Below are 12,070 nucleotides of genomic sequence, written 5' to 3'. Positions count from 1 at the left end.
CCGTTGAGGGTGGCGGTGGGAGACGGGTGGGGCGGTACCACCAATGGCGGAGGTGGCAGCAGATGAGTGTTCCCTTTCCCGAGGTCAACGATGGTCCGGCCGCGGAGGAAACGCAGGCTCGCATAGTTCACGTAGACGGAGTAAGCACCGGAGCGCGGGTCTTGGCCCTCGCGCTCCGTACCTTCATCCGGCCGGTGCTCGTCGCGGGCGTCCGGTACCCCTCGTTCTCGTGGCCGTGGGGTCTCGTGGACTACGCGGGCCTGCTGCTGCCCGCGCGCAAGGGCACCGACCTGCGGCCGGTCCGGCTGCCGAACTGCCGCGCCGAGTGGGTCGAAGCGCTCGGCGCGAGCCAAGACCGCGTGGTGCTCTATCTGCACGGCGGTGGCTTTGTCTGTTGTGGACTGCGTACGCATCGGCGGCTGGTCTCGCGGATCTCCGCGGCAGCCGACGGGCCGGTGTTGAACGTCGACTACCGGATGCTGCCGCGCAATCCGATCTCGTCGGCCGTCTCGGATGGGGTCGACGGATACAAGTGGTTGCTGTCCAACGGTTTCCGGCCGGAACAGATCGTCGTCGCCGGTGACTCCGCAGGTGGGTATCTGGCGTTCATGGTCGCACTGGCGGTCGCCGAACTCGACCTGCCACGGCCCGCCGGTGTCGCCGCGCTGTCGCCGTTGACCGAGATCGACCCGGCGCGGAAGATTGCGCACCCCAACGCCTCGACCGACGCGTACCTGGTCCCGCAGTCGCTGAAGCTGATCGTCGAGCTGAACGAACGTATTGTGGTGGAAGGACAACTCGGGCCGCATGTGTGCCCTGTGGACAGTGAGCTGGCGGAGATGCCGCCGACGCTGATCCAGGTCGGATCCACGGAAATGCTGCTGGCGGACGCCGAGCTGATGGCCGAGCGGCTCGCCGCCGCGGGCTCGGAGTGCGAGGTTCAGGTCTGGGAGAAGCAGGTGCACGTCTTCCAGGCGGGCGCGGACATCCTGCCGGAAGCGCGCAGGGCGATCCGCCGGATCGGGGAGTTCGTCAAGCGGGTGGCACCCTGAAGCCCGGCGACTACGTCAACTTGCGGGGCGACATGCCTCGCGTCGAACCTTACGATGACCAGGTGAGTGCGGGATGACGACCACGGAGCAGCGGGCCGAGCAGCGGCGTCGGGACATCGTCGACGCCGCGTTCAAGGTGTTCAGCCAGCGTGGCTACCACGCCGCGGGCATCGCTGACATCGCCGCGGAGCTCCAGATCGGGCATGGCACGTTCTACCGGTACTTCGAGAACAAACGCGACATCCTGGTACACGTGGTCAACGAAGCCGCCGCCAGGCTGATGAGCGTCATGGTCGAGGACGATCCAAAAAGGACGAGTTCGCTCGCCGACTACCGGGCGCAGACCGAGCACATCTGCGCGCGGCTGTTCACTCTCTTCGCCGAGGACCGGGCGCTGACCAGGCTGCTGTTCGTCGAGGCGCTGGGCGCGGACCCGGAGATGACACTGATGATCCAGCAGATCTATCGCGGGATGGCCGCCGGGACCGAGCAGTACCTGCGCAACGGCGTCGAAAAGGGCTTCCTGCGGCAGGGAATGGACACCGAGATCACCGCGCAGGCGCTGAACGGGATGATGATCGCCTGCGGGATGTCGCTGCTGTCGGCGGAAGATCCCGCCACGGAGCGGGATCGCTGGATCCGAGCGGGTATGCAGATCATGTTCGATGGGATTGTCGCGTGAACCTTCTGCACGAACTGGTCAATGTCGGCATCCTCGCGCGCGGTGGCATCGCCAGGCCGATGCGGCCGGACAAGGCGTTGCGCATCGGCGTAGCGGCGCTGCGCTGGGGCATGTCACCCGCGACGCTCGTCGCGGCCGCGGCCATTCAGCATGGCGAGCGCGCGGCGCTGATCGACGAGCGCGGCACGCTGTCCTTTGTGGACTTGGACCGGCGGTCGTCGGCATTGGCCGCCGCACTGTCGGCGCACGACATCCGCGCGGGCAGCCGCGTCGCGGTGATGTGCCGCAACCACCGCGGTTTCGTCGACGCGCTGGCCGCACTCGGGAAGCTCGGCGCCGACGCGTTGCTGCTCAACACGGCCTTCGCCGGGCCGCAGCTGGCCGACGTGCTGGACCGCGAGCGCGCTGACGCGGTCATCTACGACCACGAGTTCGAGGCACTGATCGGCTCCGTCGACCTGCCGCGGTTCGTCGCCTGGCACGACGAGCGCGTCCCCGAGCCGACGCTGGACGAGCTGATCCAGGACAACTTCGACGGCTATGTCCCGATGCCGTCGCGAGCCGGTCAGGTGGTGATCCTGACCTCGGGCACCACCGGCGCGCCCAAGGGCGTCGCCAGGAAGGCCGACTCACTGGACCCGGTCGCGGGCCTGATCGAGCGAATCCCGTTGCGCCGCAAGTCGTCCTACGTCGTCGCGGCGCCGATGTTCCACACCTGGGGCCTGGCGTTCCTGCTGCTGGGCCTGCAACTCGGCGCGACCCAGATCGTCCGCCGCAAGTTCGACCCCGAAACCACACTGGCCGACCTGGCGTCCCACCGCGCTTCGGTGCTGGTGCCGGTTCCCGTGATGCTGCGGCGGATACTGGACCTGCCGCGGGTCGTCCTGCGTGGCTACGATCTGTCCGGCCTGGAGGTCGTGGCCGCGGCGGGTTCCGCGCTGCCGGGTGACCTGGCGCTGGAGTGGATGACTCAGTTCGGCCACACGCTCTACAACATCTACGGTTCGACCGAGGTCGCACTCGTCTCCATCGCGACACCCGCCGACCTGCGCGTCGCCCCGGACACCGCCGGACGCCCCGCACGCGGAACGATCGTGAAGATCCTCGACGAGAACGGGCTTGAAGTTTCGCAAGGGGTGACCGGCCGGATCTTCGTCGCGAGCGGAGCCCTGTTCGAGGGCTACACCAGCGGCGAGACCAAACAGTCCTTGTCCGGCCTGATGTCCACCGGCGACGTCGGCTACCTCGACGCCGAGGGCAGGCTCTACCTGCAAGGCCGCGACGACGACATGATCGTCTCCGGTGGCGAGAACGTCTTCCCCCAGGAGGTCGAAGACCTGCTCGACCGCCACCCGGCGGTGAAGGAGGCCGCCGCCATCGGCGTCCCCGACGAGAAGTTCGGCCAGCGCCTGCGCGCCTTCGTCGTACTCGCCGAGAACTCCCCGCTCACCGAGTCCGACCTCCGCCAGTACGTCAAGGAAAACCTCGCAGGCTACAAGGTGCCCCGCGAAATCCTCTTCCGCTCCGAACTCCCGCGCAACGCGACCGGCAAGATCGTCAAGCGCCTGCTCCAAGCCCCCTGACCCCGGCCGGTCAAAAAAATCCCAATGTGGCTTTCGTCAGGTTTGAGCTGACGAAAGCCACATTGGCGTGCTGAAACCTGACCAATGCCGCATTGGGAGAAAAATCAGCAGCCTAGACGGCGGCCATGCCGTGGTAGGCGAACTCGACCAGTGCTTCGATCTGGGCGTCGCGGTCGGCCGGCCGGAGTGAACCGCCCATGGTCGAGACCACGGCCGAGATCATCAGGGCGAGCAGGCTCTCGCCCGCGATCTTGGTGTCCAGGTTCGGGTCGAGGAACCCGCGGCGGACCCCGTTTTCGAGGTAGCCCATCGCCAAAGTCCCGAACGACGACGTCAGCTCGAGCAGGCGGGTGATCATCTCGCCGTCGATCGCGGGTGCGTCGAGCATCAGGAACTCGATCAGCCCCGGCTGCTCTTCGATCACCGCGAAGAGCCGGGTGAGGATCGCGCGGAACTGGTCGGACAGCTCGTCGAGCGTGGTCGCTTCCGCAGGCGCGTCCGAGCCGATCACGCCGACGATGATCTTGCCGACCGCGTGGTCGAGCACCGCGTCGAGGATGTGGCGTTTGCTGTCGTAGTAGTTGTAGAACGTCCCGTGGCTGACGCCTGCCTCGCGCACGATGTCGGCGACGCCGGTCGTGCGGTAGCCCTGGGTGGAGAAGACCTTGTACGCGGCCGCGATCAGTTCTTCGCTGCGAGCCGCCGCTCTGTCGGTCATCGGGGGCCGCGCATTCCGAACACGATGAAGGAAACGAGCGCGTCGACATATCTGGCGCGTCTGTCAGGGGTGGCTTCGCCGCGTAGCGCCAGCAAAAAGCCCGGTACCAGCAAGGAGTTCATCGCGTGCGCGGCCCAGCGGCTGTCGAGCCCCTTGCGCAGCCAGCCTTCGCGCACGCCATGGTCCAAATAGGACGCCATCATCATGGTGAGCGTGTTCTCCAAGCCGACGAGCCTGGCCTTGAGCTCGTCGTCGATCGCGGTGGCCTCGACGACCACCAGCTTGATCAGGTCCGGTTCCGCCTCGATCAGCTCGAATAGTCGTTCGGCGATCGAACGAACCTGCGCGGTGAACTCTTCCAGCGAGTGCGGGCGTTCGCGGGTCGCACCGGTGCGCACGGCGTCCAGCATGCGCTCGACGCTGTGGTCCAAGACGTGGTCGAGGAGAGTGCGTTTGCTGTCGAAGTATCGGTATACGGTGCCCTGGCCGACGCCGGCGTGCTTCGCGACATCGGAGATACTCGCGGCTTCGTAGCCACGTGAGGCGAACACCGCGCAGGCGGATTCGACGAGCTGGCGGCGCCGGCGTTCCGCGAGTCCTTGCTCAGGTGGACGCCCGCGGCGTGCCTTTGGCTTCGCCGTACCGGATACGTGCGGGGATTCCATCGGGGAGGGAGCCTACGGGATATCTCCTATTACGGAACGCTTATCTGGTGTTACTGTTGAGTAACTGGAGGTCGTCGATGCCGAGTGAGATCCCGACGTCCCGTTTTGCCCGCACGGGCAGGCTCGGGGTGTTCGCCGCGGGCCAGGCCGCGCGCCAGATGGGCACGAAAGCGAGCACGCTCGGACGTTCCGAACCCGAGCGCACGCGCATTCTCGAACGCCGCGCGCTGGAAGCCGCAGATCAGATCGTCAACGTGCTCGGCAGCATGAAAGGCGCGGCGATGAAGCTGGGCCAAATGCTCTCCGTGATCGACATCGGGATCGTGCCGGAGGACGCACGCGTCGATTTCCAGCGGAAACTGGCCGCACTGCGTGATCAAGCACCGCCTGTTCCGTTCAGTGGGATGCGCACGGTCATCGAGAGTGACCTCGGAAAGCCGCTCGGCGAGGCCTTCGCGAAGTTCGACGAGACCCCGGTCGCGGCCGCTTCCATCGGCCAGGTCTACCGCGCGGAATTAGCGGACGGCCGTGTCGTCGCGGTGAAGGTGCAGTACCCGGGAATCGCCACCGCCGTCCGCGCGGATCTGAAGAATCTGGCGTTGTTCCTCAGATTTTCGAAGAAACTGGTGCCGGGACTCGAAGCCGGTCCGATGACCGACGAGATCAGCACGCGCATCATCGAAGAGCTCGACTACCGCCGCGAGGCCGAAACACAGGCCGAGGTGGCCGCCGCGTTCCGCGGGCATCCGTTCATCGTCGTGCCGGACAGCGTTCCGGAGCTCTGCGGGGAACACGTGCTGGTCACGGAATTCGTCGAGGGCGCCGGATTCGCCGAGATCCAGCGCGAGCCGCAGGACGTGCGCGACCGCGTCGCCGAGATCGCCTACCGTTTCTATTGCGGCTCGCTGTATCGGAAGCACCGCTTTCCCGGCGACCCACACCCCGGGAACCTGCTGCTCTGCCCGGACGGCCGGGTCGCGTTCCTCGATTTCGGACTGTTCAAGACGATGCCCGAAGAGGACGTCCAAGTTGAACTCGACGTGCTGCGTGCCGCGAGCGAAGGGCGCGCGCAAGACGTGCACGCGCTACTCGACGGCATCGGTGTCTTTCCCGATCCCGGTTTGATCGAACCGGATGTCATGCTCGACTACATTCGCGACGCCGTCGGCTGGTATCTCGACGACGAAGAGATCGCCGTCACACCCGAGCTGGCGACCGACGCGTTCATCTCGTCGATCGACCCGCGCTCGGCCCATTTCCGCAAACTGCGCTGGCAGCATCTCCCGCCTGCGCACCTTTTCGCGCGACGCGTGGAGCTGTATACCTTCGGGCTGCTCGGCCAGCTGTACGCACAGGGGAACTGGCATCGCATCGCGCGCGAATGGCTGTACGGTGAGGCACCGGTCACAGCACTGGGCAAACTTGAAGAGGACTGGCGAACCTAGGGCGTGCCCCAGTCACCCGATTGAGTCAACTTTCGCCAGGTTCGGTGGAAAACCCACCAGAATGCAGACGTCTGCGACAAAAGCCGGAGGTTTTCGTATGGTGCGCACCGCTCCGCGCGGCATGACGACCGTGCCCGAGGTCGAGTTGCTCGACCGCACGGGGATCGTCGCGGCGAGCCTGCCGCAGCGCCGCCGCACGGTGAGCGGCCGGTCTCCGGCAGGCGGCGTCGAGCAGCACGACAAGGACTGGGACCTGCGGCCCAAGTCTGTGGTCATCCAGCGCCGCATCAAGACCTGGCTCGGCACCTGCAGCGCGGTCGCGCTCGTGATGACCGGGTGGATCACCGGCGGTGCCTTCGACGGTCCCGAGACGCAGACCGCGTCGCCCGTGCCGGTCGAGATCCAGGAGCGGGCCGCCGAGCCCGCGCCGGTCCCGGTTCAGGTCGAGCAGCCGCCGAACCCAGGCCCCGCGCCGGTTCCGGTGACGAAGAAGCCCGTCGCGCAGAAGCCTGCCGCCGCGCGCACGCCGTCGGCGAAGAAGCCACCCAAGTCGACACCGACCACGCCGTCGCCGCGCGTCGACCTCCCGGCGCCCAGCAAGCCGAAGGACCCGGTCGAAGAGTTCATGCGCAGCTACGTCGACCAGTTCGTGAAGGTCACCATCACCAGGGGCTAAGCCTCTTTCCAGCTGTACTCGTGCTCCGGCCTGCCCGTCGCGCCATAGCGCAACCGCATCTCGACCGAACCTGATTCCGCCAGCGCGGTCAGATAGCGCTGCGCCGTCGCGCGTGCCATGCCGAGTTCGTTCGCGACTTCGGCCGCCGACAACGGATGCGCGGCGTTGCGGAGCTGATCCGAGACCAGCCGCGAAGTCGCGGTCGACTGGCCTTTCGGTGCGAGTGCGCGATCCTGCTCGTGCAGCGCGCGAAACGCGCGGTCGACGTCATCCTGGTTCAGCACCCGATCATCGGTGAGCAGCCCGCGGTACCGCGCGTAACTGCGCAGCCGTTCCGAGAGCTGGCGTGTGGTGAACGGTTTGATCAAGTAGTTCAACGCGCCGGCGCCGATCGCACGCCGGATCGACTTCCCATCGGTCGCCGCGGACAGCACGATCGTGTCGGTCTGCAGCTCGGGGAGCAGGACGAGGCCGGACTCGTCCGGCAGGTAGACGTCGAGCAGCACGAGGTCGGGCGACAGCTCGCGGACGCGAGCCCTGGCCTCGGCGGCGGTGTGCGCGGTGCCGACGACCGCGAACCCCGAGACCTCCTCGACGAACCCGGCGTGCACACCCGCGACCCGGAAATCGTCGTCCACGATCAAAGTTCGGATCATCCCTCTGCCCTCCCCGTGCTCAGCATGCCCGGCAAAGCCGCTACGAACAACGCCCCGTTCTCCTCGTCACCCGGATTCGCGAGCCAGACGTCACCGCCACGCGCCCGCGCCGCCTGTCTCGCCAGCGCCAGCCCGAGCCCGTGCCCAGGGCTGAGTTTCGTCGAGACGCCTTCGTCGAACAGCCGGTCGCGCAGCTCCGGCGCGACGCCGGGCCCACTGTCCACAACGGACACGTGCAGGGTGTCGCCGTCCGCGAGCAGCGCGATCTCGACGGTCGCCGGTCGTCGCGGACCCATGCGCGCGGCGTGCAGCGCGTTGTCGACGAGATTGCCGACGACAGTGTTGACGGCGATCGGATCGGTCACCGAGGCGGGCACCCATGAGTCGTCCGACACGCGCAGCGTCATGCCTTTTTCTTGCGCCTGCTCGGTTTTTGCGACCAGCAGCGCCTGGAGATACGGATCGGTCACTGCGTCGCTGGCCTCTGTCGAGATGTTCCCGGCCGACTCGGTGATCGTCTGCAGGTACTCGGCGGCTTCGCTGTTGTGCCCGAGTTGCAGCAGGCCGGACAACGTGTGCAGCCGGTTCGAGAATTCGTGCCGCTGCGCACGCAGGCCGTCGGAGAGCGCGCGGATGCCGTCGAGTTCGCGGCTGAGTGTGTCGAGATCGGTGCGGTCGCGGAAGGTCAGCACAGTCCCGATGACGTGATCGTCCCTGACGACCGCGCGGGAATTGATGACAAGTACCCGGTTTCCCGCTACGGCAAGGAGATTGTCCACAGGCAACCCCTCGTCGAGTGCCTTGCGCAGTCGGGGCGAAAGGTCCAATGAGGACAGTTCTGTGTTCAGGGGCAGTGAAATGCCCAGCAGCCGTTCGGCTTCCTCGTTGCGGACGGACACGCGGTTGGAGGCGTCGACGGCGAGCACGCCCTCGCCGATCCCGTGCAGCACGGCTTCGCGTTCGTACAGCAACTCCGAAAGTTCGTGTGGTTCCAAGCCGTGCGTGACACGTCGCAGGCGTCGGTTCAGCAACGCCGATGCCCCGACGCCCAGCAGCAACGCCCCACCCGCGAACAGCAACGTCGTCGGTAGCAGGCGGTTGAAAGCCTCGATCGGATCGTCGAACTCGAATCCGACGCTGACCTCGCCGACCGGCAGTTTGTAGCCCGGCGCCCAGATGGGCGTCTTGCTGCGTACGGACAGGCCTCGGGTGCCTTCCTGCACCGCGCTGACCACGTCATTGCCCGCGAGAGCTTCCTTGGCGGAGGTGCTCACTTTCTGCCCGATCAGCTTCTCGTCGGGATGGGCGAGCCGGATCTCTTGATCGTCGGTGATCACCACGAACAGCGATTTGGTCCGTGTCGTCACCTCCACCGAGCGTCGCTCGAGTTCGCCGCCCGGTCGTTTCGCAGCCACCTCGGCGATCACTACGGGGTCGACGGCGACCGAGCGCGCTATCGCCAGTGCCCGCTCGCCGTATTGCTCGTTGAGCGTCTTCCGCAGCTGCCAAGAGACCAGCGCGAGGCCGAGGCCGAGCATCAGCACGACCACGCCGACCTGCAGCAACAGGATCTGGCGGCTGAACCGCATCTTCATGCTCAAGGACGGTACCTGCAGGTCACGGCGCTGCGCAGAATGAGCAAAACGCTCAATATGCGCAGTCCGCGCGCAGAAAGTGGCCAAGCTTCACGGCCTCTTGATCAACTCTTAACGTCAGTGTGACCCCCTGCACACCGACGATGGAGTCGATGACGATGGCCCCACCACTGATCGAGCTCATCGGAGCCACCAAGCGCTTCCCGAGCGGGTCCGGCTCCGTGCACACGGCGGTCCGCGACCTCACCATGACCGTGAACCCCGGCGAGTTCGTCGCGGTCGTCGGCCCGACGGGCTGCGGTAAGTCGACCACGCTCTCGCTGGTCTCCGGCCTGCAGCCGCCCTCGGCGGGTCAGGTCAAGGTCAACGGCGTGGACGTGAAGTCCATCCCGGACGGTGTGGGCTACATGTTCCAGACCGACGCGGTGATGCCGTGGCGTTCCGTGCTCGACAACGTGGCATCCGGCCCTCGCTTCCGCGGTGTCGACAAGGCGCAGGCCCGCGAGCAGGCCGTCGAATGGATCGAGCGCGTCGGCCTCGCCGGCTTCGAGAAGTACTACCCGCACCAGCTTTCCGGCGGCATGCGCAAGCGGGTCGCGCTCGCGCAGACGCTGGTCACCAGTCCCAAGATCCTGCTGATGGACGAGCCGTTCTCCGCGCTCGACGTGCAGACCCGCGCGCTCATGCAGGACGAGCTGCTGCGGCTGTGGTCCGGCACCGGCGCGGCGGTCATCTTCGTGACGCACGACCTCGACGAGGCCATCGCGCTGGCCGACAAGGTGGTCGTGCTGACCACCAGCCCGGCGACCGTCAAGGACGTCTTCGAGATCCCGTTGGAGCGCCCTCGGCACGTCGAGGACCTCCGGCTGACCGAGGAGTTCCGCCTGATCTACCGCGAAATCTGGGAATCACTGCGTGGCGAGGTCGACAAGGCTCGCGAGAAGGGTGCCAACCGTGTCGCATGAAACGCTGACCGCCGCCCCAGTCGTCCCGGTGATGGAAACCGAAGCCGACATCCTGAACAGGCAGCGCAGGGCGAACGCCAAGCGCAGGCGCAACATCTGGGCACTGCGTGCCGCGATTCTCGTGGTCTGGCTGGGAAGCTGGGAACTGACCGCGACGTTCTGGATCAATGACTTCTTCTACTCCAAGCCGTCGAAGATCTGGATGCGGCTGGTCGAGTGGTTCACCGACGGCACAGCGCTTGGCTCGATCTGGTACCAGATCTTGGTGACCATCGAGGAAGCCGTGCTCGGGTTCGTGCTCGGCGCTGTCGTGGGTGTCCTGTTCGGTGTCGTGCTCGGTCGCAGCCGATACCTGGCGGACGTGTTTGCTCCGTTCATCAAGGCGGGCAATGCCTTGCCGCGCATCGTGCTCGCGGTGCTGTTCCTCATCTGGTTCGGGCTCGGCATGGCCTCAAAGGTCGCGACGGTCTTCGTGCTGGTGTTCTTCGCGGTGTTCTTCAACGCGTTCACCGGTGCCCGCGAGGTAGACCAGAACCTGATCGACAATGCGCGCATCCTCGGCGCGAGCCGCTGGCAGGTGCTGAAGTCGATCGTGCTGCCCAGCGCTACCTCCTGGATTCTGTCTTCCTTGCACGTGGCGTTCGGCTTCGCTCTGATCGGCGCGATCGTCGGTGAGTACACCGGTGCGAAGGCGGGGCTCGGATTGCTCATCAACAACGCGCAAGGCACCTTCGATTCGGCGGGCATCTACGCGGGCATGGTGATCATCACCGTCATCGCGCTGTCCGCGGAGTGGGGTATCGGGCAGCTCGAGAACCGGTTGTTGCGATGGCGTCCAAACGCTTCCGCCAACGCGGTACAGATCTGAGGTGGGCGGTATGCGTCTCAAAAGGACATTCGCGGTCACCGCCGCGCTCCTGGTCACGCTGACCGCCTGCCGAGGGGTGCCAGAGGTCGAGCTGGGCGAAAGCGGCAAACCGCACGTCAAGATCATGGTCGGCGGACTGTCGAAGGTGATCTACCTTCCGGGGCAGCTCGCACAGCAGCTCGGTGAGTACGAGAAGCAAGGCCTGGAAGTCGAACTGTTCGATCAGCCGTCCGGCGCGAACGCGGAGACCGCGTTGCTCGCCGGTGAGGTGCAGGCGGTGGTCGGCTTCTACGACCACGCGATCGATCTGCAGGCCAAGGACCAGTGCATTACCAGCGTTGTGCAGTTCGCGAACGTGCCGGGTGAGGCCGAAGTCGTCGCCACGGACAAGGCGAACGCCATCCGAGGTTCCGCGGATTTCAAGGGCAAGAATCTCGGCATCACCTCGCTTGGCTCGTCCACGGACTTCCTGACCAAGGCGCTGGCGACCAAAGCGGGGATCAGCTCTGACCAGTACACACTGGTCAAGGCAGGCGCAGGGCAGACGTTCATCGCCGCGATGAACCAGGGTTCGATCGATGCGGGCATGACCACCGACCCGACGATCGCCCAGCTCACGAACACCGGCAAGGCCAAGGTGCTTTACGACATGCGCACCGAGGAGGGCACCCGCGCCGCGCTCGGCGGCCTTTACCCGGCCAGCTCCCTGTACATGGGCTGCGAGATCGTCCAACGATACCCAGACGTCGTGCAGAAGTTAGCCAATGCTTTTGTGGCCTCGTTGAAGTGGTTGAAGGAGCACACCCCGGAAGAGGTGGCCGCGATCATGCCACCCTCGTTCGCGGGCGGTGATAACGCGCTGTATGTCAAGTCGCTCAAGGACAGCTTGCCGATGTTCACCCCCGACGGCCGGATGGACCCCGAAGGCGCGAAGAACGTGCTCGAGGTCTTGGGTGAGTCATCGACCAACGTTAAGCCGCGCAAGGACAAGATCGACCTGAGCAAGACGTACACGACCCAGTTCGTGGACGCCGCCAAGGCTCAGGTCGACTGAGACCCGGTTACCCGGCATGCCGGGTGGAGAACGCCTTCCCCGCCCGCCGCGGGGAGGGCGTTCTTTCTATTGGGGTCGTGAGCGTTGCGGGCGGTTAGAACCGCCCGGAAC

The 12,070-nt window shown here is 66.0% G+C and carries 12 protein-coding genes; 8 read left to right on the top strand and 4 right to left on the bottom strand.

From position 1 onward, the window contains the following. The first annotated feature begins 62 nt into the window (after positions 1-62). From ACFV15_RS29225 to ACFV15_RS29215, 3 genes are all read left to right on the top strand, one after another. Positions 63-1,052 (top strand): alpha/beta hydrolase, encoded by a 990-nt coding sequence (locus ACFV15_RS29225; protein ID WP_378354103.1) that lies wholly within the window; start codon positions 63-65, stop codon positions 1,050-1,052. Between the two features lie 73 nt (positions 1,053-1,125). Further along, positions 1,126-1,734, top strand: coding sequence for a TetR/AcrR family transcriptional regulator (locus ACFV15_RS29220; protein WP_378354101.1), 609 nt, complete (start codon positions 1,126-1,128; stop codon positions 1,732-1,734). Then, positions 1,731-3,317, top strand: a complete 1,587-nt coding sequence (locus ACFV15_RS29215; protein ID WP_378354099.1) for an AMP-binding protein — start codon at positions 1,731-1,733, stop codon at positions 3,315-3,317. The genes ACFV15_RS29220 and ACFV15_RS29215 overlap by 4 nt, the downstream gene beginning before the upstream one ends. Before the next feature lie 112 nt (positions 3,318-3,429). Here ACFV15_RS29215 and ACFV15_RS29210 read toward each other — a convergent pair whose 3' ends face one another. Then, a complete protein-coding gene (locus ACFV15_RS29210; protein WP_378354097.1) occupies positions 3,430-4,035 on the bottom strand; it encodes a TetR/AcrR family transcriptional regulator in 606 nt (201 codons plus the stop codon). Next, entirely contained in the window at positions 4,032-4,700 is a 669-nt protein-coding gene (locus ACFV15_RS29205) for a TetR/AcrR family transcriptional regulator (RefSeq protein WP_378354095.1), read from the bottom strand. Before ACFV15_RS29205 ends, ACFV15_RS29210 begins: the two co-directional genes overlap by 4 nt. Positions 4,701-4,777: 77 nt before the next feature. Between ACFV15_RS29205 and ACFV15_RS29200 the strand changes: the two genes are divergently transcribed. Together ACFV15_RS29200 and ACFV15_RS29195 are read left to right on the top strand one after the other, a co-directional pair. Further along, positions 4,778-6,145 carry an ABC1 kinase family protein gene (locus ACFV15_RS29200; protein ID WP_378354093.1) on the top strand — a complete coding sequence of 456 codons (1,368 nt, stop codon included), beginning with the start codon at positions 4,778-4,780 and terminating at the stop codon, positions 6,143-6,145. A gap of 97 nt (positions 6,146-6,242) precedes the next feature. Beyond that, entirely contained in the window at positions 6,243-6,821 is a 579-nt protein-coding gene (locus ACFV15_RS29195; protein WP_378354091.1) for a hypothetical protein, read from the top strand. Here the strand turns inward: ACFV15_RS29195 and ACFV15_RS29190 are convergent. Both ACFV15_RS29190 and ACFV15_RS29185 read right to left on the bottom strand, forming a co-directional pair. Further along, positions 6,818-7,477, bottom strand: a complete 660-nt coding sequence (locus tag ACFV15_RS29190) for a response regulator (RefSeq protein WP_378354089.1) — start codon at positions 7,475-7,477, stop codon at positions 6,818-6,820. The genes ACFV15_RS29195 and ACFV15_RS29190 overlap by 4 nt on opposite strands. Then, positions 7,474-9,072 carry an ATP-binding protein gene (locus ACFV15_RS29185; protein WP_378354087.1) on the bottom strand — a complete coding sequence of 533 codons (1,599 nt, stop codon included), beginning with the start codon at positions 9,070-9,072 and terminating at the stop codon, positions 7,474-7,476. Before ACFV15_RS29185 ends, ACFV15_RS29190 begins: the two co-directional genes overlap by 4 nt. A gap of 158 nt (positions 9,073-9,230) precedes the next feature. Here ACFV15_RS29185 and ACFV15_RS29180 point away from each other — a divergent pair, with 158 nt between their 5' ends. Genes ACFV15_RS29180 through ACFV15_RS29170 form a run of 3 tightly spaced genes read left to right on the top strand, consistent with a single transcriptional unit; the run spans position 9,231 to position 11,959 of the window. Next, complete coding sequence (locus ACFV15_RS29180; RefSeq protein WP_378354085.1) at positions 9,231-10,037, top strand: ABC transporter ATP-binding protein; 807 nt, start codon at positions 9,231-9,233, stop codon at positions 10,035-10,037. Then, positions 10,027-10,905 (top strand): ABC transporter permease, encoded by an 879-nt coding sequence (locus ACFV15_RS29175; protein WP_378354083.1) that lies wholly within the window; start codon positions 10,027-10,029, stop codon positions 10,903-10,905. The genes ACFV15_RS29180 and ACFV15_RS29175 overlap by 11 nt, the downstream gene beginning before the upstream one ends. A gap of 10 nt (positions 10,906-10,915) precedes the next feature. Next, positions 10,916-11,959 (top strand): ABC transporter substrate-binding protein, encoded by a 1,044-nt coding sequence (locus ACFV15_RS29170; protein WP_378354081.1) that lies wholly within the window; start codon positions 10,916-10,918, stop codon positions 11,957-11,959. The last annotated feature ends 111 nt before the right edge of the window (positions 11,960-12,070 follow it).

The sequence above is a fragment of the Amycolatopsis sp. NPDC059657 genome, assembly GCF_042734395.1.
Classification (GTDB): Bacteria; Actinomycetota; Actinomycetes; order Mycobacteriales; family Pseudonocardiaceae; genus Amycolatopsis.
This window is presented reverse-complemented; position numbering and strand designations above follow the sequence as displayed.